The following is a 21,116-nucleotide window of genomic DNA, read 5'->3' as shown; positions in this document are numbered from 1 at the left end:
TGCGTACGTCCCGCCCTCCCGGTTGTTCTTCCCGCAACCGGCCGTTGCCGCACGTTTCCGCGCGCGGGGGCTCGGCACGCCGTCCCGGAGCCCCTCCGGGACGGGACAAACGGATGGATCCGCACGCGACATACCCCCGTCACTCCCCACCATCCCGCACACTTCGGTATATGACCGGCCATCAGCAGGAACGTGCAGGGGGACGAGCGAAGAACCACCGGGACGTCCGTGTCCGCGTCGCCCGCGCCGTCGTGGCCTGGCTCGCCGGGACGGTGGCACTGGCCGGCTGCGGGGACACCGAGGCGCTCATCGGCGACGCCCCGCGCTCCCCGGAGGAGGCGATCAGGATCGTCCCGGAGAACGGCGCGCGCGGCGTACGGGCCAACGGGCGGTTCGAGGTCCGGGTGCCGGAGGGCCGGCTGGAGCGGGTGCACGTCACCCGCACCCAAGGAGCCGGCCGGCAGCTGGTGGTCGGCCGGATCTCACCGGACGGCATGGTCTGGCGCCCGGCCACCGGCCCCTTGCGGCCCGGCACGACGTACACCGTCGACGCCGTGGCGCTGGACGGCGCCGGACACCGGGCCGCCCGCCGCACCACCTTCACCACCGCCCCGCCGGTCCACCACGTCACCGGCTCGTTCTCACCGCAGGGCGATGCCACGGTCGGCACCGGCCTGATCTTCTCGATGGTCTTCAACCGCCCGATCGCCGACCGCGCGGCCGTCGAGCGCGCCGTCCGGGTGAGCGCCCGGCCCCGCGTCGAGGTCGCCGCCCACTGGTTCGGCCGCCGCCGCCTCGACTTCCGCCCCCGCGACCGCTGGCGGCCGGGCACCAGGATCACCGTGGAGCTCCGGCTGCGCGGCGTGAAGGCCGCCCCCGGCGCCTACGGGACGCAGCGCCGGACCGTGCACTACCGGGTGGGCCGGGACCAGGTCAGCTTCATCGATGCCGCGCGGCACACCATGACGGTGCGGCGCGGCGGACGGACCGTCGCGGTGCTGCCGGTCACCGCGGGCGACGCCGAGAACCCCACGTACAACGGGCGGATGGTCATCCTGGAGCGGCATTCGCTGACGCGGATGGACGGCGGCACGGTCGGCTTCGGCGGCGAGTACGACATCCCCGACGTGCCGCACGCGATGCGCCTCACCAGGTCCGGGACCTTTCTGCACGGCAACTACTGGGCGCGGCCCGAGGTCTTCGGCGGCCTCAACACCAGCCATGGCTGCGTCGGCCTCAAGGACATCAAGGGCGGTGGCCCGCACACCCCGGCGGGCTGGTTCTTCGCCCAGTCGATCGTCGGCGACACCGTGATCGTCCAGAACTCCCCGGAGCGGCTGGTCGCACCGGACAACGGCCTGGGCGGCTGGAACCTGTCCTGGGAGCAGTGGCGGTCCGGCTCCGCGCTGCACTGACCGGCGCCGACGGTGAAGGCCGCCCGCGCCGGAGCCGCTCCGGCGGGCGTGCCCGGCCCTCCGCTCCCGTTCACCCCCGCACTTGGGACTAAACGGTGACATCCGCGGGGAGTTCACATGTCAGTGCGGTGTGGTTATCTAACGCCAGGCGCGCGGCCCTTTCGCGTCCGCGCGCGGGGGAGTGCGGGCCGTACGAGGGGAAATGGGGCCAGTGGTGAACGTCCAGCCGAATCCGGGGGTGCCGGCGCGCCGGCGCCGGGGGCCGCGCGGGGGCCGCGCACCGCTCGCGTTGCTGCTCGGCGCGACGCTGATGCTGGTGAGCGCGTGCGGCGGCGACGACGGGGACGGTGCCGACGGGAAGGCGGCCGGCAAGGCCGGCGGCGCCAAGGCCGCCTCGCAGGCCGCCGTGACGATAGCCCCCAAGGACGGCGCGGACGGCGTGGCCACCAGCGGCGCGCTGAAGGTGACCGCCCGGAAGGGACGGCTCAAGACCGTCAAGGTCACCGACGGCAAGGGCAATGCGGTCGACGGGAAGATATCCGGCGACGGCGCGCTGTGGCAGCCGAGCGGCCATCTGGGCGCCTCGACGAAGTACACCGTCGACGCGGTCGCGGTGGACGGCCGGGGCCGGGCGGCCGCCGAGCACGCGACGTTCACCACGCTCGTCCCGAAGAACACCTTCATCGGCCAGTACAGCCCGGAGAACGGCCAGCAGGTCGGCGTAGGGATGCCGGTCTCGCTCCGCTTCACCCGCGGCATCACCCACCCCAAGGCGGTGGCGGACGCCATCAAGGTGACCGCCAGCCCGTCGGTCCCGATCGAGAGCCACTGGTTCGGCAACGACCGGCTGGACTTCCGCCCCGAGAAGTACTGGGCGCCCGGCACCAAGGTCACCCTCAAGCTCGACCTCGACGGCGTCGAGGGCCGCCCCGGCGTCTACGGCACCCAGGCCAAGCAGGTCTCCTTCACCGTCGGCCGCAGCCAGGTCAGCACGGTCGACGCGGAGAAGAAGACGATGACCGTGGTCCGCGACGGCAAGAAGATCAAGACCGTCCCGATCACCGCCGGCGCGCCGGGCACCGAGACGTACAACGGCACGATGGTGATCAGCGAGAAGCACCTGGTGACGCGGATGAACGGCGACACCGTCGGCTTCGGCGGCGAGTACGACATCAAGGACGTCCCGCACGCCATGCGGCTGAGCAATTCCGGGACGTTCATCCACGGCAACTACTGGTCGGGCGGGCCGACGTTCGGCACCCGCAACGCCAGCCACGGCTGTGTCGGCCTGTTCGACCAGCGTGGCGGCGGCGACGGCTCCACCCCGGCGGCGTGGTTCTTCCGGAACTCCCTCGTCGGCGATGTCGTCATCGTCAAGAACTCGCACGACGAAACGATCCAGCCGGACAACGGCTTCAGCGACTGGAACCTCTCCTGGGAGAAGTGGAAGGCCGGTCGGTAGGTCCCTCCCGGAGAGCCGAGAGGCACTGTGACGGACCGCACCGGTCCGCCCGCCGTTAACGCGTACTAACCTTCCGGCATGACTGTGAATCTTGAGGTCACCGAGGGCGTCGGCACCATCCGCCTGGACCGCCCGCCGATGAACGCACTGGACATCGCCACCCAGGACCGGCTGCGCGAGCTGGCCGAGGAGATCACCCGCCGCGACGATGTCCGGGCGGTCGTCGTCTGGGGCGGCGAGAAGGTCTTCGCGGCCGGCGCGGACATCAAGGAGATGCAGGTCATGGACCACGCGGCGATGGTCGTGCGGTCCAAGGCGCTGCAGGACGCGTTCACCGCCGTGGCCCGGATCCCCAAGCCGGTGGTCGCCGCGGTCACCGGCTACGCCCTCGGCGGCGGCTGCGAGTTGGCGCTCTGCGCCGACTTCCGGATCGCCGCCGACAACGCCAAGCTCGGCCAGCCGGAGATCCTGCTCGGCCTGATCCCGGGGGCCGGCGGCACCCAGCGGCTGGCGCGGCTGGTGGGCCCGTCCAAGGCCAAGGACCTGATCTTCACCGGCCGTCAGGTGAAGGCCGAGGAGGCGCTCGCCATCGGACTGGTCGACCGGGTGGTCCCGGCCGCCGAGGTCTACGAGCAGGCGCACGCCTGGGCGGCGCGGCTGGCGGCCGGACCGGCGCTGGCGCTGCGGGCCGCGAAGGAATCCGTCGACGCCGGACTGGAGACCGACATCGACACCGGGCTGACGGTCGAACGCAACTGGTTCGCCGGGCTGTTCGCGACCGAGGACCGGGAGATCGGGATGCGCAGCTTCGTCGAGGAGGGCCCCGGCAAGGCCAAGTTCCTCTGATACGCCCGTTGTTGGCGGGGCGCCTGAGGTTTGGCCGGGACCCGATGCCTCGTGTGGGCGAATCGCTGAAAACTTAACTGCCGCTTAAAACAGCCCTGTTGACGCACCGGATCGATCATTCGTATGTCCGGTGTCGCCGCAGGTCAGCGGCAAGGTTCCGAGATCTCGGATGCCACTGGCATATGTCTCCGTCGGGGGCAGGAACCGTCGATTCCGGGCAACGGATTCCGTCGGTTCCGCCCCCGCGACCGCCGAGTAACAGCCATGATGGGGGGCATGGCGGGCCTCGAAGGAATGGAGCAGCCGCGGCCGCGGAGCGATGCGGCCGCCGCGCGATGGGGCATCCCGGGTGCGGACCGGACCCCGGCGCCGGCTCCCGGCAGACCGGTTTCGGTGTCCGTCGACCTGGTGGCCGAGCCGACCCTCGGCGAGGTCCGGCTGCCCTCCCGTCCGCAGTCCGCCGGTATCGCCCGCCGGCTGACCGCCGCCGTCCTCCTGAAGCAGTGGTCCCTGACGCCCCAGCTCGCCGAGCAGGCCGTGCTGCTGGTCTCCGAACTCGTCGGCAACGCCGTACGGCACACCGGCGCCCGGACCCTGGCGCTGCGGATGCTGCGCCGCCGTGGCTGGATCCGCATCGAGGTACGCGATCCGTCCCGCGGGCTGCCCTGCCTCATGCCCGTCCATGACCTGGACATCAGCGGCCGGGGGCTCTTCCTCGTCGACACGCTCTCCGACCGGTGGGGCGTGGACCTGCTGCCGCGCGGCAAGACCACCTGGTTCGAGATGCGGGTCGGCGACCGCTGAACGCCCCCTCCGGCCGGTGCTCCGGTCGCGCGGTGGCGGTCCGTAGGATGGGCTGTTCCTGCGCGCGACGGGTACGGAGAGGAGGGACATGCACCAGCTGCGGCGATCGGCCCTCACGGTGCTGCTGCTCCTCCTCGCGGTGACCTTCGGTCCGCTGCTGTGCCGGACCGGCCTCGAAGCGGTGCCCCCGGCCGGCCGTACGGCAGCGTCGGCGGCCGTGGCGAAGGCCGTGCCCGCGACCGACGGGCGGCCCACCGCGAAGCCGGCGGCCGTCCCGCTGACCGTCCCGCCGACCGCCGCCGACCCGGCGAAGCGGTGCTCCAACCGGCATGCGCCCGGCCCCGACGAGTCCGCGCCGCTGCCCGTCCCGCACCGCGGTGAGCCGCTGGCCCCCGCGCCGACCGCCGGACCCGGGCCGCTCGCCGCCGACGCGCCCGCACAGTTCGCGCTGGCCCGTCCGCCGACGGACCACGCCCCCGCCAACGACCCCACCGCGCTCCTGCCCGTACTGCGGATATAGGCCGCCGGCCACACCACCCGGCCGATTTCCCTCTTTCGTACGTCAGGAGCTTCCGCATGCCCGCAAACGCTTCCCGCACCCGCAAACTGGCCGCCCTCGGCGCGGTCCTGGCCCTCGTCGTGGCGTTGGTCGCCATCGGTGTCGCCGTCGGCAAGGCCGTCGAGGGCGACCGCGACCCCTACCGCGGCGACGCACCCGAGGCGGCCGCCTCCACCCGGCCCGAGGAGGACCCCGCCCAGCTGAAGATGTTCGACGACCTCGCCCGCAAGACGAGCCGGCGCACGGCCGGCGACCCGCTGGCCGTCGGCAAGAAGGACGCCCCGGTCGTCCTGGTCGAATACGCCGACTACCAGTGCTCGTTCTGCGGCCGCTTCACCCGCGAGACCCAGCCCGAACTGATCAAGAAGTACGTCGACGCCGGCACCCTGCGCATCGAATTCCGCAACTTCACGGTCTTCGGCGCCGACTCCGAGCGGGCCGCCCGCGCCTCCTGGGCGGCCGGCCGGCAGGGCAAGTTCTGGCAGCTGCACGACCTGCTGTACGCCAAGACCCGCAAGGGCGCGGCGCTGGCCGAGGACAAGCTCGTCGAGCTGGCCGAGGAGAGCGGGGTGCCGGACCTCGACGCGTTCCGCAGCGACCTGAAGAGCGCGGACGCCCGGCGGGCGCTGAAGAAGGACCAGGACGAGGGCTACCAGCTCGGAGTGCAGTCCACGCCGTCCTTCCTGATCAACGGCCGGCCGGTGGCCGGGGCCCAGCCCACCGAGGTCTTCGCGCAGGCGATCGAGGACGCCGCGGCGCGGGCCCACAAGGGCGGTGCGGGGGCCGGGAAGTGACCGACATCGGCTACCTCGCGGCCTTCCTCGGCGGGGTGCTGGCGCTGATCAGCCCCTGCAGCGCACTGCTGCTGCCGGCGTTCTTCGCCTACTCGCTCACCGGCACCGGCCGGCTGCTGGCCCGCACCGGGGTCTTCTACCTGGGGCTGGCCACCACGCTCGTACCGCTCGGCGCGGCGAGCACGGCGGCCAGCCGGCTGTTCAACGGCCACCGCGACCTGCTCATCACCCTCGGCGGCTGGACGGTCATCGCGATGGGGCTCGCCCAGATCCTCGGCCTGGGCTTCGCCTCCCGGCGCGCGCAGGCCGCGGCGGCCCGGATCACCCCGCGGTCGGCGGTCACCACCTTCCTCCTCGGCTGCGTCTACGGCCTGGCCGGCTTCTGCGCCGGCCCGATCCTCGGCGCGGTGCTGACCGTGACGGCGGTCAGCGGCTCACCGGTGTACGGCGCCTCGATGCTGGCCGTCTACGCCCTGGGCATGGCACTGCCGCTGTTCGTGCTGGCGCTGTTCTGGGACCGCTTCCGGCTGGGGTCCCGCGGCTGGCTGCGCGGCCGGGAGCTCACCCTGGGGCGGCTGCGGCTGCACACCACCTCGGTGGTGTCCGGGGTGTTCTTCCTCGGCATCGGCGTGCTTTTCCTGTGCTTCAACGGGACCAGCGGGCTGCCCGGCATCCTCGACGCCGACGCCGAATTCCGGGTCGAGGAATGGGCGACCCGGCTCGGGAACGGCGTACCGGACTACGTCCTGATCGCCGTGGCCGCACTGGTCGTCGCCGGGGTGCTGGGACGCATCGCCCTCCGGCCGGAGAAGCGGCCGGAGGACGGGGGCGGCGAAGCGCCGCCCCCGGGCCGGTAGCCGGTACGTGCCGCGTCCGCCCCCGGGCGTCAGGCGCTCAGGGGGCGGCGCCAGCGGGGGTGGGGGCGGGCGAACCGGCGTATGTGCGGGTGGTGCGCATCCGCCCGGCGCCGGCGGTCGTTGCAGAGCAGGCACTTGCCGTAGCCCGGCGGGAGGGGGTCCTCCGGATCGCCGTACAGGGGGTCGACCGCGCCGTGCGGATGCAGGGCGCAGCCGGTCGGGCCGGTCTCGGCGCCCAGCGAGCTGGCGGCGGTCAGCGCCTGCCGGAGGACGTCGACGAGTTGGTCCGCGTCGTGCCGGTTGGGCGCGGACTGGAGGGCGGTGGTCAGGTCGGAGGCGGTGGTCAGCGCGGTCTGGAGTTCGCGCAGGTGTGCGTAACCCATGCCTTGGAGCGTAGGCGGACCCACTGACAGTTGATCTTCCGATCGCACTTCGCGGCTTCCCATGCCCGCATTCATGCCCGCCCACGCCCACGATTTAGCACCGGAAGAGTGACCGTCCCCTTGCGGGCGCATGACGGGCGGGGTATGGCGCCGGCGGCCGGGCCGGCCGCCGGCCTCCCGGCTACGGCGCCACCGGCAGTGCCCGCTTGTGGGCCGTGAAGCGGTAGCGGCGGGTGATGGCCTCGAAGGCGGGGGTCGGGACCGGGTTGCCTTCGAGGAAGTCGTCGATCTGGTCGTAGCTCACGCCGAGCGCGTCCTCGTCCGGCTTGCCCGGGTCGAGGGTCTCCAGGTCGGCGGTCGGCACCTTCGTGACGAGCTCCTGCGGGGCGCCCAGGGCCGCCGCCACCGCGCGCACCCGGCGCTTGGTGAGACCGGTCAGCGGCACGACGTCGGCCGCGCCGTCGCCGAACTTGGTGAAGAAGCCGGAGACCGCCTCGGCCGCGTGGTCGGTGCCCACGACCAGTCCGTCGTGCGCCCCCGCGACCGCGTACTGCGCGATCATGCGCTGCCGGGCCTTGATGTTGCCGTGCACGAAGTCCTGGTGGTGCGCGTCGCGGAAGACCAGCCCGCCGTCCACCGCGGCCTGCAGCGCCGCGTCGCTCGCCGGGCGGACGTCGACGGTCAGCTCCCGGTCGGCGCGGATGAACTCCAGCGCGCGCTGGGCGTCCTTCTCGTCCGCCTGGACGCCGTAGGGCAGCCGCATCGCGTAGAACGTCGCCTCGTAGCCGTTGGCCCGGGCCCGCTCCACGGCGAGCTGGCACAGCCGCCCGGTGGTGGTCGAGTCGACGCCGCCGCTGATCCCCAGGACCAGCGAGCGCAGGCCCGAGGAGGTCAGCTGCTCCGTGAGGAAGGCCACCCGGCGCTCGATCTCCTGCTCGGCGTCGAAGGACGCGGTTACCTGGAGATCCCGGGCGATCTCCTGCTGCAGGGCCATGGACGCCGGGTCGGTCACGGCTGCTCCTTTTCCGCTCGGGTTCGTTTCCGGTACGGGCTCGCGGGCGTTTTCGGTGCGAGATCCCGTTCGGGGAATGTGGTCCTGGTCACGCACCGCGCGCCCCGGTCACCGGTTGTCGCCTTTCCGCCTACGAAGCGTTGCGCGAGGTCGCGTTCTGCTGGTCGCCGGCATACGGACGGTGGCCGTGAGCGCGCTTTCGCGTGCCGTAGGAAACTTTATGCCGGGTGCGCCCACTTCTTCAGAGCGGTCCGGCTGGAAAAGTTCGCGACGTCCTTGTCCAGCGGCTGGTCGGTGTACTGGTGGATGCGCCACTTCGCCTTGATCCGCGGATGACCGGCGGCGACGTAATCGGCGATCCACAGGCCGTCGGCCACGTAGGACGTGGTGTCGTGGTGGAGCCAGAAATCGCGGTTGCAGTAGAGCATCACCCGGTGCTTGGGGCGGAGCTTCTTCACCTCGACCAGGAACTGGTCCTTCTGCGCGTTGCTGGCGGCCGTCCCGTCGCCGGTGCGCTCCCAGTCGCAGGCCAGGATGTCGCCCGGGACCGAGGCGCACTTCTCCACGAAATACCGCGCCTGGGCGGAGATGTGGCCCGGCCACAGGAAGTGGTAGAAACCCACCACGCAGCCCGCTTTACGGGCCTTCGCGGCCTGGGAGTTCTGGTGCGGATTGATGTAGGAGCGGCCTTCGGTCGCCTTGACGAAAACGAAGTCCAGCCCCTCGACGGAATATGAGGTGTTGTAGGAGCTGACATCGACACCGTGCAGCATGAGTGGCCTCCTGCCGATCGGACCTGCGATTCGAAGCGCCAACTGCTCGACACGTCAACTGCCTTGCCACGAGTGCCGTGCTGTGCCGTGCGTGTTCCGTGCCCGCCGGGCCGTGCCGTCCCCGTGCCGTGCCCGTTCGGCGTCCGTGCGCGCCCCGCGTCCTCGGTCTGCCCTTTCCCTGAGTCTTCCCGTTCCTGACCGGACGTACGTTCCCCACGGCCCGCCAGTTCACCGGCAGGTGGAGGATGTTGTCCCGGTGAGCGGGTGCGGGAGGAGACGGCCCGTCAGCGGCGCAGTGCGCGGCGCAGGACGGCGCGGGCCCGGCGCCGGACGCGGCCGACAGTGCGGTGCACCGCGCGGCGGGTCCGGGTGGCGCGCAGCTCCTGGAAGAGGAGTTGGTAGCGCTCGGCGATCGGCTCGGGGTCGTAACGGCGGGCGCTCTCCCGCGCGGCCTCGGCCATCGTCCGGCGGCGCACGGGGTCCTCGATGAGGCCGAGCAGCCCGGTGGCGAGCGCCCGGCCGTCGCCGGGCGGCACCAGCAGGCCGTCGGTGCCGTCGTCGATGATCTCGGCCGGCCCCAGCGGGCAGTTGGTGCTGACGACCGGCACACCGCAGCGCATCGCCTCGACGAGGGTCATGCCGAACGACTCGGCGTCCGAGGCGGAGGCCACGATCGACGCCTTGGCGAACTCCGCCTCGATCGGCGAGCGCGGCCCGGTCAGTTCGGCGCGTCCGGTCAGCCCGAGCCCGTCGATCAGGCCCTGGAGCCGGTCGCGTTCGGCACCGCCGCCGTGTATCCGCAGCCGCCAGTCGGGGTGCTTGGCGGAGACCGCGGAGAACGCCTCGATCAGCAGGTCGAAGCGCTTGCCGCGGACCAGCCGGCCGGCCGCCGCGACCACCTTCGCGGTGCCGTCGGAGGGTGCGACGGGCGGTGCGGGCACGATGTTGGGCACCGCCAGGACCCGTACGCCGGGCAGCGGCATCCGGGTGCGGTAGACCGCGGCGTCCGCCTCGGTGGTGGTGACCAGCGCGTCCAAGTGCCGGTAGTGCCGGGCGAGTTCGGCGCGCAGACGCTTGCCGTGCGCGTCGTGGCGCAGGTGCTCCTGGGCGATCCGCAGCGCGCGGCGGGGGCCGAAACGGGCCAGGTAGACGTTGATGCCGGGGCGAGTGCCGATCAGGACGTCGGCGTCGGTGCCGCGCAGGAACTCCGCGGCGCGGACGTCGACCAGCCGGCTGTACTGGTGGTGCCGCTTCTCGGCGAGCGGGAAGTCCTGGGCGGGCTCGCCGAACCGCGGGTCCGCCATGTCGTCGCTGCCCACCCGGGTGTCCACCAGGGGCACCAGCCGCACGCGGGGGTCGAGGGTGAACCGGGGGACCTCGCGGTGGCGCAGCATCGAGACGATCTCGACCTCGTCGACGCCGGGCCGGCCGGCGAGCGCGGCGGCGAGGTTGAAGGTGGTGCGGATGGTGCCGCCGATGGCGTACGCGTTGTGCAGCAGGAGGGTGATCTTCATCCGGAGTGGTGTCTTCCCGAGGTCTGCCCCGTCGTGGGGCCGGCGGGTCGCGCACCGCGGCCGACCCGCCGTGCCGGCCCGTCCGGCACGGGGGCCACCGTGTCGGCAAGGGGTAAGCCGACTGCGTGGCGGGGGTGAGAGGCCGGTAAGAACCGTGGGTGAGAGCCGGGTAAGAAAGCCGCCGCCGGGCCGGCCGCCCGCCGCCGCCCCGCAGTGACCTTGGCAGACTTGCCGGGTGACCCATTCCGTACTGCTCGCCGAGGACGACCGCCCCATCCGCACCGCCCTGGAGCGTGCCCTGACCCTGGAGGGCTACCGGGTCACCGCGGTCGCCGACGGCATCCAGGCGCTGGCCGCCGCGCACCGCGAGCGGCCGGACGTGATCCTGCTGGACGTGATGATGCCGGGCATCGACGGGCTGCAGGTGTGCCAGGTGCTGCGGGCCGAGCAGGACCGCACCCCGATCCTGATGCTGACCGCCCGGGTCGAGACCGCGGACCGGATCGCCGGCCTGGACGCCGGCGCGGACGACTACGTGGTCAAGCCGTTCGAGGTCGAGGAGGTCTTCGCCCGGCTGCGGGCGCTGCTGCGGCGGACCACGGAGGGCGCGGCCGGGACCGCAGCGGGTGGCGCTCCCGCGGCGGCTTCCGGGCCGGGCGGTGAGGAGGCGGCCGGCGGGTACGACGTCCGGGCGGTGGACAGCGGGGTCGTCGAGGCGGCGGACCTGCGGATCGACGGGCCCTCGCGGCGCGCCTGGCGCGGGGACCGCGAGCTGGAGCTGACCCGGACCGAGTTCGAGCTGCTGGAGCTGCTCGCCCGGAACGCCGGGATCGTCCTGGACCACTCGACGATCTACGACCGGATCTGGGGCTACGACTTCGGGCCCGGTTCCAAGAACCTCGCGGTGTACGTCGGCTACCTGCGGCGCAAGGTCGACGTCCCGGGCAGCCGCCCGCTGATCCACACGGTGCGGGGCGTCGGCTACGTCCTGCGGGAGGACTGAGGTGCCCGGCCGGCTGCGGGCCTGGTTCCGGTCCCGGGCCGGCGCCTGGCGGGACCACGGGCGGGCCGCCTGGCTGCGCACCCGCCGGCCGGCCAGCCTGCGGACCGCCTTCGCGGTGGCGTTCGCCGCCGGTGCTGCCGCGGTCACCGTGCTCGTGGGGTTCCTCAGCTACGACGCGGCGGCCCGGCTGGTGCGGGTCGACGAGAGGTCGGTGTTCTCCGAGGTCGTCCGGGACCTGCGCACCCAGGTGCAGGAGAAGCAGTTCGGGCCGGCCGATTACGCGGCCTCCGACCCCGACCACGACGGGCCGCGCGACGACCTGACCCGGCCGACCCGCACCGACGTGCAGATCCTGGGCGCCGGCGGCCGGATCGTGGAGCTGGGGCGCCCGGCCCTGCCGGCCGGTGCCGCCGAGCGGCGGATCGCCACCGACCCGCAGGCCGGCCGGCACGCGGAGCGGGAGGCGGAGCTCGGCGACGACGAGTACCACGTCGCGACCGTCGCGCTCGGCGGCGGCCGCGGGGCGGTGCAGGTCGCCCAGAAGTTCAGCGAGACCGAGGATCTGCTGTCGGCGCTGCAGCAGCGCACCATCCTGCTGGCGGCGGTGGTCATCGCGCTGGCCGGCACGGTCGGCTGGTGGCTGGCGCGCCGGATCACCGGCCGGCTGGTGCGGCTGACGTCGGTCGCGGAGAGCGTCGCCGAGCACGGGCGGCTGGACGTGCCGGTGCCGGTGGCCGGCCGGGACGAGGTGGCCCGGCTGGGGCGGGCCTTCGACGACATGCTGGGGCGGCTGGCCAGCGCTGTCCAGGACCAGCAGCGCCTCGTCCAGGACGCCGGGCACGAGCTGCGCACCCCGCTGACCTCGCTGCGGACCAACATCTCGTTGCTGAAGCGCTTCGACGACCTGCCGCCGGACGCCCGCGAGGAGCTGCTCGCCGATCTGGCGGGCGAGGCCCGGGAGCTCAGCGATCTGGTCAACGAGCTGGTCGGGCTGGCGGCCGGGCAGCGCGACGACGACCCGTTGTCGCAGGTGAACCTGGCGGAGGTCGCGGAGAAGGCCGCCGCCTCCGCCCGTCGCCGCACCGGCCGCGAGATCACCGTACGCACCCTCCGCCCGGCCGTGGCCTGGGGACGGCCGGCCGCGCTGAACCGGGCGATCGGCAATCTCCTGGAGAACGCCGCCAAGTTCGACGCGGGCGGCACCGAACCGATCGAGGTGCGGGTCACCGGCGCCCGGATCGAGGTCCTCGACCGGGGCCCGGGGATCGCCGAGGCCGACCTCACCCGGGTCTTCGACCGCTTCTACCGCTCGGCGGCCGCCCGCGGCCTGCCCGGCTCGGGCCTCGGCCTCGCCATCGTCCGGGAGATCGCCACCGCCCACGGCGGCCATGCCTTCGCCGCCGCCCGCCCCGGCGGCGGAGCCGTCCTGGGCTTCACGGTCGGGCGGGGCTACGCGCACTGAGCGAGCGGGCCGGTCCCCATCCCCATCCCTCAGCCCCTCGTCCCTCAGCCCCCACCCCTCAGCGGGTCTCGCCCTGGGCCACCTCCACCGACGCGTGGAGGTCCGCCGCGGCGTCCAGGGCGGCGGCCGCGGAGAACGTGACGCAGGTGAGCAGGGCCGCGGCGACCAGCCGGCGGCTGCGAAGGCCGGTGGGTATCCGGGGGCGGCCGGCCGACGCCTGGGAGCCGAGCAGCGCGGCGACCCGGCGCGGCACCGGGCCGGTGGTCGCCGCGAGGACCGTACGGGGACGGTGCGGCGCCGGGGCGTGGGGGCCGGCGGCCAGGGCGGCACGGCCGATGGCGCGGGCGGTGACCCGGCGGTCGCCGACCCGGGCGGCGGCCGCTTCGTCCGCCCAGCGCTCCAAGGCGTACGCCAGCGGCGCGCGCAGCCCGCGGAGCAGCGGATGGCAGACCTCGGCGAGCGCGGCGGTCAGCAGGAAGAGGTGGTGCCGGGCGGCGAGATGGGCGCGCTCGTGGGCGAACAGCGCCTCGCGCTCGGCGGCGGACAGTGCCCGCAGCATCCCGGCGGTGACCACCACCCGGCCCGGCCGCCCGGGCAGGGCGTACGCATCGGGCGCGGCGTCGGGCAGCACGCACAGGTCGCCGGAGACCGGGTGTGGTGCGGTGGCGCGCCGGGCCGCGCGCAGCTCGGTGCGGTGCCGGCGGGCGCGGTGCACGGCGGCGAGGGCGCAGGCGGCGAGCGAGAGGCCGGCGGCCCCGGCGGCGGGGAGCATGACGGCCGGATCGCCGTCGGCAAGTGGGAGGGAGAGATGACCGAGGGCGGCGACCGGGGGCAGCCGCAGCGCCCCGGCGGCCACCAGCAGGCCGAGCGCGGCGGTCGTGCACCCGGCGAGCAGGGCGGCGCAGCCGGTCAGCAGCCAGGCCGCGGCGCGCGGCGGCAGCGACTCGGCCAGCCGGCGGGCGGCGGGCACCGCGAGCAGCGGCATCAGCAGCGGGATCCAGACGGCGACGATCACGGGGCGGCCCCCGGGGCGGGCGGCCGGCCGGTCCCCGGTGCCCCCTGCGGGCCGTCCGCGGCGCCCTCCAGCAGGGAGCGCAGCAACTGCTCGTCCTCGCGGGTGAGTTGGGAGACGAAGCGGGTGAGCGCGGTGCCGCGGTCGTGCTGTTTGTCGAGCTCGCTGCGCATCCGCCGGGCGGTCAGCCCCGCGGAGTCCTGTATCGGGGAGTACGCGAAGCCGCGGCCGGCCCGGGAGCGGGACACCGCGCCCTTGTCGTGCAGCCGGGACAGGATCGTCGTCACGGTCGTACGGGCCAGCCGGCCGCCGAGGGCGCTCTGCACCTCGGCCGGGCTGAGCGGCCCCTCGGCCGCCCAGAGCGCGGCGAGGACGCTCGCCTCCAGCTCGCCGGAGGGGCGCCGCTGCACGGGTGGTGTCTCCGACATGGAACGCCCTTCACCTGCTCGTCGTCTACAGTTCCGTAGACCGTCTACGTGACTGTAGTCGGTCGGGCCGGTCGCGCGGCAGGCCCGCAACCCATTATGTAAGGGGCCACCGACATGGCCGTAGCCGCTGCGTTTGCGCAGGTGGCAGCCGATGCGAGCGGCATGGGCCAGGCCGTCGACGTGCTCGACGCCGGCTCGCTGCTCGCCGCGTTCGGAGCGCTCGGCGTCGCCGTCGTCCTGTTCGCCGAGACCGGACTGCTCGTCGGGTTCTTCCTGCCCGGCGACTCCCTGCTCTTCACCGCCGGACTGCTCTGCGCACCGGGCGCCGGCGGCGCCGTGCACCTCGCCCTGCCCCAGGTGCTGCTCGCCGCCGCGGCGGGCACGCTCGCCGGATCCCAGACCGGCTACTGGCTCGGCCGGCGCGGCGGCCGCGCCCTGCTGGCCCGCAGCCGCGCCCGCAAGCTGCACGAGGGCGCCGCCCGCGCCGAGGCATACCTCGCCCGCTACGGCCACGCCAAGGCCCTCGTCCTCGCCCGCTTCGTGCCGATCGTGCGCACCGTGCTGAACCCGCTGGCCGGGGCCCTTCGGGTGCCCGCCCGCACCTTCACCCTCTGGCAGATCACCGGCGGAGTGCTCTGGACGCTCGGCCTCACCCTCGCCGGCTACGCACTGGGCTCGTCCGTGCCCAACGTCGACCGCTATCTGCTGCCGCTGGTGGCCCTCGTGGTGGCGGTGTCGCTGACCCCGCTCGCCCTGGAGGTGCTCCGCGCCCGCCGGCGCCCGGCGACGGCCCACCCGGAGGAGCAGCGCCCATGACCTCCCTCGCCCTCGGCGGAGCCGCGATCGACGGCACCGCCTACACCTGGCTCACCGGTCTCGCGCACCGCGCCCCGCACGGCCTGAACACCGCCGTCGCCGCCTGGAGCGACTACGGCCTGGCGCTCTTCGCCGGGCTGATGCTGCTCGCCTGGTGGCGGGCGCGCCGCCGCGGGCCCGGCGCGATGGCCACGGCCCTGGCCGCCCCCCTGACCGTCGTCCTCGCCTACCTCGCGAACGACCTGGTCAAGAGCCTCTTCGACGAGCAGCGGCCGTGCCGGACGCTGCACACCCTCACCGTCGAGAGCTGCCCGGGGCCCGGCGACTGGTCCTTCCCCAGCAACCACGCCGCCATCGCCGCGGCCGCCGCGGTCGCGCTCCTCCTGTGCGACCGGCGGCTCGGCCGGATCGCCGTCCCGGCCGCCGTCCTGATGGCGGCCTCCCGGGTCTGGATCGGGGCCCACTACCCGCACGACGCCGTCGCCGGCCTGCTCACCGGGGGCCTGCTGGCCTGGGCACTCACCCCGCTCGCCGACCGCGCGGCCCCCGCCGTCGCCCGGATCCGCACGACCCGGTTGCGCCCCCTGGTGGCCGCGCGGTGACCGGGCCGGGAGGAGAGACAGGGACCGGGCCCGGGCCGGACCGGGAGCCGGTGGTGGGCCGGCAACCGCGGCCGGAACTGGGCCCCGGCTCCGTCCCCCGGCCGGGGAACGGCGCGCTCCGCGCCCTGGCCGCGGTCTGTGCGGTGCTCTTCGCCGCCGCCGCGACCACCGTCTCCGTACGGCACGGCACCCCGCTCGCCCCCGAACAGGACACCGTCCACTGGGCCGCCGCCCACCACGGCGAGCCGGTGCGGTCCCTGGCGCGGGCCCTGACCGCCACCGGCACCGGCCTCGTCCCCTACCTGATGGCCGTTCTCGCCGGACTGCTGGCCGGCCGCGGCGCGAGCGGCCGCCTCCGGGCCGTGACCTGCACGGTGGTCGTCCTCGCCGTCGGCCAGGCGGTCCGCTACGGCCTGATGGAACTGCTCGCCCGGGCCCGCCCACCGGCCGTCGACTGGGCCGGGCACGCCACCGGGTACGCCTTCCCCTCCGGCCACGCCACCACCTCCGCGCTCGCGGCCGGCCTGCTCGCCTGGGGCCTCGCGCACCGCTGCGGCCCCGCCGTCGCCCGCACCTGGTGCGCGGTCCTCGCCCTCTGGGCCGCCGGGGTCGGCCTCACCCGGGTCTACCTGGGCGTCCACTGGCTCGGCGACGTCGTCGGCGGCTGGCTCCTGGCCGCCACCTGGCTCACCCTCGCCCTCCTCCTGGAACCGGCCGCCTTCCGCACCCGGGCGCCCCGGGCGCACTCCGGCGCGGCGCAGCCCAGGGGTGGGCATTCCCATGAATAGCTGACGATCCGACCAGGTCTTCCCCAAGGCGGCATGGACGCCGCCCGCGCCGAGCACCACTGTCCTGGGCGCCGGGACCGTACCGATCCCGCCACCGCCCACGGCACGCACCGCCGCACCGCACCGCCAGGGGGAGTTCGCCATGAACCAGCCGTTCGACGCCCGGTCCCCGCACCCGGCAGCCGGCCGGGAGACCGTCGCCGGAGCCCCGCCCGGCCGCTGCCCGGCCGCCGCCGTCAAGGACCCCACCCCGTGCGAGGGACCGCACGACGCCGCCACCATCGTCGACCGCCACGGCCGCGAGGTGGCCGGCTGCGTACACCACTGCGCCCGCCTGCTGGCCGGCCTCGAAGGCGCCCGCGTGCACCCCTTCGTCCCGGCCCGGCACGCCCTGGAGATCTACTCCCGGGCGCGCGAACTCCCGCCCTTCGCCTGGGAGATCGGCAGGTAACCGCGCCCCGGGACCGACGTCTGATCACGGCGCTGAGCTGCTGATTCGACGCTTCGAAACGGTCCTTGCACGAGCCAGGCCCACACCGTCTGCCGCGTGTCAGATCTTGAGGATGCGGACGCTGGGGCCGCAGAGGACCTGGAGGTCCTCGGGGTCAGAGGTCAGGACGGTGACGGGGGCGGGTGAGGCGAGTGCGGTGGCGGCAACGATGGCGTCGAGGGCGTACTTGTGCCCGTGCAGTTCGGCCGAGGCGAGGAGTTTGCTGGCGCGACGGGCGATGGCTTCGGTGGGCGGGACGATGTTCACGCGGGAAACGGCGAAGTCGAAGCGCGCCTGGTCGGTCCTGGGGTCTCGAGCCTCGACGAGAGTTACCGAGCTGACGCTGACGCGGATGTCCTCAGCCTCGGCCGCGGCCAGCCACTCGGTGAGTTCGGGCGTGCGTTGTACGAGTGTGGACAGGCCTTCGCAGTCCAGGACGAGCGTGCCGCTCACGCGGCATCCACCGAGCCTGCCGCGTCGCCGCGCAGAATGGCTCGCTTGGCCTCGACGGCGGCTTGGTCGATGGGACCGTGGTCGGCTTCGGCGTCATCGATGAGTTCGCGCAGTCGGTCGCGTTCCAGTTGGCGTTGGATGAGGGCTTCGACGTAGGCGGAGAGGCCTCGTTTGCCGGTGCGTGCCCTGAGGGCCGCGATGGTGCCCTCGTGGAGGGAGACGGAGACCGGGCGCACAGGGCCTTCACCGGGAGTTGGGGAGGCTGCCATGCGGCAAGTTTAACAAATTTCTTGTTATTGGGTTCGTGTTCCGTCCCGTCCCCGGCTGGTCGGGCGAGGCCGTCGTGGACACGTCTGCCACAGGGAGTCTCGGGCCTTCCGTCGCGTAAGCCGGAAGGCCCTGACAGCGCCCAAAGAAACGAACGCGCTGGTCAGGGCCTACGAGGCCGACACCGTCAGCACTCGATGATGTTGACCGCGAGCCCGCCCCGCGCCGTCTCCTTGTACTTGACGCTCATGTCGGCGCCGGTGTCCTTCATGGTCTTGATGACCTTGTCCAGGGAGACGTGGTGCCGGCCGTCGCCGCGCAGGGCCATGCGGGCGGCGGTGACGGCCTTGACGGCGGCCATGCCGTTGCGCTCGATGCACGGGATCTGGACCAGGCCGCCGACCGGGTCGCAGGTCAGGCCGAGGTTGTGTTCCATGCCGATCTCGGCGGCGTTCTCGACCTGCTCGGGGGAGCCGCCCAGGACCTCGGCCAGACCGCCGGCGGCCATGGAGCAGGCCGAGCCGACCTCGCCCTGGCAGCCGACCTCGGCGCCGGAGATGGAGGCGTTCTCCTTGAAGAGCATGCCGATGGCGCCGGCGGCCAGCAGGAAGCGCACCACACCGTCCTCGTCGGCGCCGGGCACGAAGTTGATGTAGTAGTGCAGTACGGCCGGGATGATGCCGGCGGCACCGTTGGTGGGCGCGGTCACGACCCGGCCGCCGGCGGCGTTCTCCTCGTTGACGGCCATCGCGTAGAGGGTGATCCACTCCATGGCGCGGGTGGTGGCGTCGCCCTCGGCACGCAGCTTGCGGGCCGAGCCGGCCGCCCGCCGGCGGACCTTCAGGCCGCCCGGCAGGATGCCCTCACGGGACATGCCGCGCGTCACGCAGGCCTGCATCACCCGCCAGATCTCCAGCAGGCCCTCGCGGATCTCGTCCTCGGTGCGCCAGGCCTTCTCGTTCTCCAGCATCAGCGCGGAGATGGACAGGCCGGTCTGCTGGGACAGCCGCAGCAGCTCGTCGCCGGTGCGGAAGGGGTACTTCAGGACCGTGTCGTCCGGCACGATCGGGTTCTCGCCGGCCGCCGCCTCCCCGGCCAGCACGGTCTCGTCGACGACGAAGCCGCCGCCCACCGAGTAGTACGTCTTGCTCAGCAGCTCGGTGCCGTCCGCGTCGTGGGCCCGGACCGTCATGCCGTTGGCGTGGTACGGCAGGGTCTTGCGGCGGTGCAGGACCAGGTCCTCGTCGAAGTCGAAGGCGATCTCGTGGGCGCCGAGCAGGCTGATCCGCCCGGACTCCTTGATCGCCGCGACCCGGTCGTCGGCGGTTTCGACGTCGACGGTGCGCGGGGAGTCGCCCTCCAGGCCGAGCAGGACGGCCTTGGGGGTGCCGTGGCCGTGGCCGGTGGCGCCCAGGGAGCCGAAGAGTTCGGCGTGGATGCGGGCCGTCCGGGCGAGCAGACCGTCCTTCTTGAGCCGGCCGGCGAACATCCGGGCGGCGCGCATCGGGCCGACGGTGTGGGAGCTGGAGGGACCTATGCCGATGGAGAAAAGGTCGAAGACGGAGATGGCCACGGGGGCGGACTCCCTTGTCTGCTCGTGGTGGACGGTGGAGCTATCGGACGAAGAGGTACGTTTCTGCGCCGAATGTCGAGCGTAACGCGGACCCGGCGCGGTGCCGTCAGACGGAAACCGTCGGGCGGTCGTCGGTGGACGTAACAGGAGGTGTCGGGTGCACAACGGGTGACGGGGCGGCCACGGTGGCGGCCGGCGGGCCGGTCAGGCCGGTCGCCCGGGCCCGGACGCCGGCCCGTACGGCCCAGAAGTAGAAGGCCGGCGCGGAGAGCGCGACCAGGGCGATGTCCAGGCCACCGGGGATGATGCCGTGCCCGCCGAAGTCCGGGCTGCCCAGCGCGGACAGCGCGGCCAGCCAGAGCAGGAAGGCGATCATCCACCAGGCCGGGGCGAACTGCCGCCGCAGCCGGGCCGCGCCGAGGGACCCGGCCCGGTGGCGCAGCACCAGCACCGCGATCGGCACGGACACCAGCGTCAGCGCGGTCACCTTGCCGGTGTCCGGCCACTTCGACCAGTACAGGGCGCAGGCCGCGAAGGCGAAGGTGACCGGGGAGAGGACGCCGGCGGCCGGGAGCCGGAACGGACGGGGCAGCTCCGGCGCGGTCCGGCGCAGCACCCCCACCGCGATCGGGCCGATCAGGTACGAGATGACCATGGCCGCCGAGACCACCCCGGCCAGCGCCTGCCAGCTGCGCCCGACGGTGAGCAGCAACAGGACGGAGAAGCCGAGGTTGAGCCACATCGCCGGGCGGGCGGTGCCGTACCGCGGGTGCACGGCCGCCAGCTTCCGCGGGAAGAAGCCGGTCTCCGACAGGTTGGTGACCATGTACGCGGCCGAGGCCACGTTGGCGATGTTGGAGCCGGCCGGCGAGATGAACGCGCCGAACTGCAGCATGGTGACCACCCAGTGCAGCATCAGCAGCTTGGCGAGGTCGGCGAACGGCGAGCCCAGGTTCACGCCCTGCCAGCCGCCGGCCCGGGCCAGCTGCTCGGGCGGCACCGCCCCCAGGTACGCGGTCTGCAGCGCCAGGTAGATCACCAGGCCCAGGGCGAGCGCGCCGACCAGGGCGACCGGGATGGCCCGGCCCGGGTTCCGGGCGGCGCCGCCGAGGTTGACCACGGCCTGGAAGCCGTTGAAGGCGAAGACCACGCCGCAGGCGGTGACGGCGGTGAGCACGGCCGACCAGCCGTACGGGGCGAAGCCGCCCTGCGCGGTGAGGTTCGAGGTGTGGAAGCCGGAGGCGGCCAGCGCCGCCACGGCGAGTACCGGGATGGCGAACTTCACCACGGTGAGCACGGTGTTGGCGCGGGCCAGCAGCTGCACCGACCAGTAGCAGGTCAGCCAGAGCGCGACGGTCAGGGCCAGCGCCACGGCCATGCCGGATGCCGAGAGCTGGTGGCCGGCCGGTTCGACCAGCCCCTTCGCCCAGCCGAAGCCCCAGGACGTCATGTACTGGGTGGCGGCGATCGATTCGATCGGGATGAGCGAGGCGGTCGCGATCCACACCGCCCAGCCGGTGAGGAAGCCGAGCACCGGTCCGTGCGAGAGGTGGCCGTAGCGGGCCATTCCGCCGGGGATCGGGTAGGCCGCGCCGACCTCCGCGTAGGTCATCGCGATCATGCCGATGAAGACGGCACCGATCACCCAGGCGACCAGTGCCGCGGGGCCCGCCACTTGCGCGGCGGCACCGGCGCCGAAGAGCCAGCCGGAGCCGAAGATCGAGCCGATGCCGATCATGATGAGGGCGAAGAGGCTGAGCCCCTTCCGGTCGCCCGCGCTCATGTCCATGGGGTGGTGTCGTC

23 protein-coding genes are annotated in these 21,116 nt (G+C 73.6%); 13 read left to right on the top strand and 10 right to left on the bottom strand.

Going from position 1 to position 21,116, the window contains the following annotated elements; genetic code table 11:
• Positions 1-170: 170 nt before the first annotated feature.
• From ACGF4C_RS21085 to ACGF4C_RS21055, 7 genes are all read left to right on the top strand, one after another.
• Positions 171-1,415: an Ig-like domain-containing protein gene (locus ACGF4C_RS21085; RefSeq protein WP_393568213.1), complete on the top strand. Its 1,245-nt coding sequence runs from the start codon at positions 171-173 to the stop codon at positions 1,413-1,415.
• A 214-nt stretch (positions 1,416-1,629) separates the two neighbouring features.
• On the top strand, positions 1,630-2,877 hold the full coding sequence (locus tag ACGF4C_RS21080; protein ID WP_393568211.1) for an Ig-like domain-containing protein: 1,248 nt from the start codon (positions 1,630-1,632) through the stop codon (positions 2,875-2,877).
• 78 nt (positions 2,878-2,955) lie between these two features.
• On the top strand, positions 2,956-3,723 hold the full coding sequence (locus ACGF4C_RS21075) for an enoyl-CoA hydratase/isomerase family protein (protein WP_030799678.1): 768 nt from the start codon (positions 2,956-2,958) through the stop codon (positions 3,721-3,723).
• A gap of 264 nt (positions 3,724-3,987) precedes the next feature.
• Positions 3,988-4,527, top strand: coding sequence for an ATP-binding protein (locus tag ACGF4C_RS21070; protein ID WP_393568210.1), 540 nt, complete (start codon positions 3,988-3,990; stop codon positions 4,525-4,527).
• Positions 4,528-4,615: 88 nt separating this feature from the next.
• On the top strand, positions 4,616-5,047 hold the full coding sequence (locus ACGF4C_RS21065; protein WP_393568208.1) for a hypothetical protein: 432 nt from the start codon (positions 4,616-4,618) through the stop codon (positions 5,045-5,047).
• Between the two features lie 56 nt (positions 5,048-5,103).
• Entirely contained in the window at positions 5,104-5,880 is a 777-nt protein-coding gene (locus ACGF4C_RS21060) for a DsbA family protein (RefSeq protein WP_393568206.1), read from the top strand.
• Positions 5,877-6,737 (top strand): cytochrome c biogenesis CcdA family protein, encoded by an 861-nt coding sequence (locus tag ACGF4C_RS21055; RefSeq protein WP_393568204.1) that lies wholly within the window; start codon positions 5,877-5,879, stop codon positions 6,735-6,737. The genes ACGF4C_RS21060 and ACGF4C_RS21055 overlap by 4 nt, the downstream gene beginning before the upstream one ends.
• 29 nt (positions 6,738-6,766) lie before the next feature.
• Here the strand turns inward: ACGF4C_RS21055 and ACGF4C_RS21050 are convergent, their stop codons facing one another.
• The 4 genes from ACGF4C_RS21050 to ACGF4C_RS21035 all read right to left on the bottom strand — a co-directional run bounded on the left by ACGF4C_RS21050 (position 6,767) and on the right by ACGF4C_RS21035 (position 10,419).
• On the bottom strand, positions 6,767-7,120 hold the full coding sequence (locus tag ACGF4C_RS21050; RefSeq protein ID WP_030799666.1) for a hypothetical protein: 354 nt from the start codon (positions 7,118-7,120) through the stop codon (positions 6,767-6,769).
• A 181-nt stretch (positions 7,121-7,301) separates the two neighbouring features.
• The gene (gene nadE, locus ACGF4C_RS21045) at positions 7,302-8,132 is read right to left on the bottom strand and encodes an ammonia-dependent NAD(+) synthetase (protein WP_393568202.1); all 831 of its coding nucleotides are present in this window, start codon (positions 8,130-8,132) and stop codon (positions 7,302-7,304) included.
• 218 nt (positions 8,133-8,350) lie between these two features.
• Positions 8,351-8,905, bottom strand: coding sequence for a GH25 family lysozyme (locus ACGF4C_RS21040; protein WP_393568200.1), 555 nt, complete (start codon positions 8,903-8,905; stop codon positions 8,351-8,353).
• Positions 8,906-9,189: 284 nt separating this feature from the next.
• A complete protein-coding gene (locus tag ACGF4C_RS21035) occupies positions 9,190-10,419 on the bottom strand; it encodes a glycosyltransferase family 4 protein (RefSeq protein ID WP_393568199.1) in 1,230 nt (409 codons plus the stop codon).
• A 235-nt stretch (positions 10,420-10,654) separates the two neighbouring features.
• On the opposite strand from ACGF4C_RS21035, the gene ACGF4C_RS21030 reads away from it, so the two are divergent.
• Complete coding sequence (locus tag ACGF4C_RS21030) at positions 10,655-11,422, top strand: response regulator transcription factor (protein ID WP_393568197.1); 768 nt, start codon at positions 10,655-10,657, stop codon at positions 11,420-11,422.
• A gap of 1 nt (position 11,423) precedes the next feature.
• On the top strand, positions 11,424-12,884 hold the full coding sequence (locus ACGF4C_RS21025) for an ATP-binding protein (RefSeq protein WP_393568195.1): 1,461 nt from the start codon (positions 11,424-11,426) through the stop codon (positions 12,882-12,884).
• A 58-nt stretch (positions 12,885-12,942) separates the two neighbouring features.
• On the opposite strand, the gene ACGF4C_RS21020 is transcribed toward ACGF4C_RS21025, so the two are convergent.
• Positions 12,943-13,899, bottom strand: a complete 957-nt coding sequence (locus ACGF4C_RS21020; RefSeq protein WP_393568193.1) for a M56 family metallopeptidase — start codon at positions 13,897-13,899, stop codon at positions 12,943-12,945.
• Positions 13,896-14,324: a BlaI/MecI/CopY family transcriptional regulator gene (locus ACGF4C_RS21015; RefSeq protein WP_393568191.1), complete on the bottom strand. Its 429-nt coding sequence runs from the start codon at positions 14,322-14,324 to the stop codon at positions 13,896-13,898. The genes ACGF4C_RS21020 and ACGF4C_RS21015 overlap by 4 nt, the downstream gene beginning before the upstream one ends.
• Before the next feature lie 114 nt (positions 14,325-14,438).
• Here ACGF4C_RS21015 and ACGF4C_RS21010 point away from each other — a divergent pair, with 114 nt between their 5' ends.
• The 4 genes from ACGF4C_RS21010 to ACGF4C_RS20995 all read left to right on the top strand — a co-directional run bounded on the left by ACGF4C_RS21010 (position 14,439) and on the right by ACGF4C_RS20995 (position 16,981).
• Positions 14,439-15,140, top strand: a complete 702-nt coding sequence (locus ACGF4C_RS21010) for a DedA family protein (protein ID WP_393568190.1) — start codon at positions 14,439-14,441, stop codon at positions 15,138-15,140.
• On the top strand, positions 15,137-15,742 hold the full coding sequence (locus tag ACGF4C_RS21005) for a phosphatase PAP2 family protein (protein ID WP_393568188.1): 606 nt from the start codon (positions 15,137-15,139) through the stop codon (positions 15,740-15,742). Before ACGF4C_RS21010 ends, ACGF4C_RS21005 begins: the two co-directional genes overlap by 4 nt.
• Positions 15,743-15,795: 53 nt before the next feature.
• Positions 15,796-16,530: a phosphatase PAP2 family protein gene (locus ACGF4C_RS21000; protein ID WP_393568186.1), complete on the top strand. Its 735-nt coding sequence runs from the start codon at positions 15,796-15,798 to the stop codon at positions 16,528-16,530.
• Positions 16,531-16,672: 142 nt separating this feature from the next.
• On the top strand, positions 16,673-16,981 hold the full coding sequence (locus ACGF4C_RS20995; protein ID WP_030799642.1) for a hypothetical protein: 309 nt from the start codon (positions 16,673-16,675) through the stop codon (positions 16,979-16,981).
• Between the two features lie 99 nt (positions 16,982-17,080).
• On the opposite strand, the gene ACGF4C_RS20990 is transcribed toward ACGF4C_RS20995, so the two are convergent.
• The 4 genes from ACGF4C_RS20990 to ACGF4C_RS20975 form a co-directional block, all read right to left on the bottom strand.
• On the bottom strand, positions 17,081-17,473 hold the full coding sequence (locus tag ACGF4C_RS20990) for a type II toxin-antitoxin system VapC family toxin (protein ID WP_393568185.1): 393 nt from the start codon (positions 17,471-17,473) through the stop codon (positions 17,081-17,083).
• Positions 17,470-17,742, bottom strand: coding sequence for a hypothetical protein (locus tag ACGF4C_RS20985; RefSeq protein WP_393568183.1), 273 nt, complete (start codon positions 17,740-17,742; stop codon positions 17,470-17,472). Before ACGF4C_RS20985 ends, ACGF4C_RS20990 begins: the two co-directional genes overlap by 4 nt.
• A gap of 185 nt (positions 17,743-17,927) precedes the next feature.
• Positions 17,928-19,313, bottom strand: coding sequence for an L-serine ammonia-lyase (locus ACGF4C_RS20980; protein ID WP_393568181.1), 1,386 nt, complete (start codon positions 19,311-19,313; stop codon positions 17,928-17,930).
• A 106-nt stretch (positions 19,314-19,419) separates the two neighbouring features.
• Positions 19,420-21,102, bottom strand: coding sequence for an APC family permease (locus ACGF4C_RS20975; RefSeq protein ID WP_393568180.1), 1,683 nt, complete (start codon positions 21,100-21,102; stop codon positions 19,420-19,422).
• Positions 21,103-21,116 lie beyond the last annotated feature (14 nt).

The sequence above is a fragment of the Streptomyces sp. NPDC048197 genome (genome assembly GCF_043202395.1).
Classification (GTDB): domain Bacteria; phylum Actinomycetota; class Actinomycetes; order Streptomycetales; family Streptomycetaceae; genus Streptomyces; species Streptomyces siderophoricus.
Note: the sequence above shows the minus strand (reverse complement) of the source record. Positions and strands in the feature narration are given on the sequence as shown.

What these genes read in the sequence shown, in the direction of transcription:
- ACGF4C_RS21085 (WP_393568213.1), top strand. Translation starts at nt 171, where the DNA reads ATGACCGGCCATCAGCAGGAACGTGCAGGGGGACGAGCGAAGAACCAC.
- ACGF4C_RS21075 (WP_030799678.1), top strand. Translation starts at nt 2,956, where the DNA reads ATGACTGTGAATCTTGAGGTCACCGAGGGCGTCGGCACCATCCGCCTG.
- ACGF4C_RS21070 (WP_393568210.1), top strand. Translation starts at nt 3,988, where the DNA reads ATGATGGGGGGCATGGCGGGCCTCGAAGGAATGGAGCAGCCGCGGCCG.
- ACGF4C_RS21065 (WP_393568208.1), top strand. Translation starts at nt 4,616, where the DNA reads ATGCACCAGCTGCGGCGATCGGCCCTCACGGTGCTGCTGCTCCTCCTC.
- ACGF4C_RS21060 (WP_393568206.1), top strand. Translation starts at nt 5,104, where the DNA reads ATGCCCGCAAACGCTTCCCGCACCCGCAAACTGGCCGCCCTCGGCGCG.
- ACGF4C_RS21050 (WP_030799666.1), bottom strand. Translation starts at nt 7,120, where the DNA reads ATGGGTTACGCACACCTGCGCGAACTCCAGACCGCGCTGACCACCGCC.
- ACGF4C_RS21040 (WP_393568200.1), bottom strand. Translation starts at nt 8,905, where the DNA reads ATGCTGCACGGTGTCGATGTCAGCTCCTACAACACCTCATATTCCGTC.
- ACGF4C_RS21035 (WP_393568199.1), bottom strand. Translation starts at nt 10,419, where the DNA reads ATGAAGATCACCCTCCTGCTGCACAACGCGTACGCCATCGGCGGCACC.
- ACGF4C_RS21015 (WP_393568191.1), bottom strand. Translation starts at nt 14,324, where the DNA reads ATGTCGGAGACACCACCCGTGCAGCGGCGCCCCTCCGGCGAGCTGGAG.
- ACGF4C_RS21010 (WP_393568190.1), top strand. Translation starts at nt 14,439, where the DNA reads ATGGCCGTAGCCGCTGCGTTTGCGCAGGTGGCAGCCGATGCGAGCGGC.
- ACGF4C_RS21005 (WP_393568188.1), top strand. Translation starts at nt 15,137, where the DNA reads ATGACCTCCCTCGCCCTCGGCGGAGCCGCGATCGACGGCACCGCCTAC.
- ACGF4C_RS20995 (WP_030799642.1), top strand. Translation starts at nt 16,673, where the DNA reads ATGAACCAGCCGTTCGACGCCCGGTCCCCGCACCCGGCAGCCGGCCGG.
- ACGF4C_RS20985 (WP_393568183.1), bottom strand. Translation starts at nt 17,742, where the DNA reads ATGGCAGCCTCCCCAACTCCCGGTGAAGGCCCTGTGCGCCCGGTCTCC.
- ACGF4C_RS20975 (WP_393568180.1), bottom strand. Translation starts at nt 21,102, where the DNA reads ATGGACATGAGCGCGGGCGACCGGAAGGGGCTCAGCCTCTTCGCCCTC.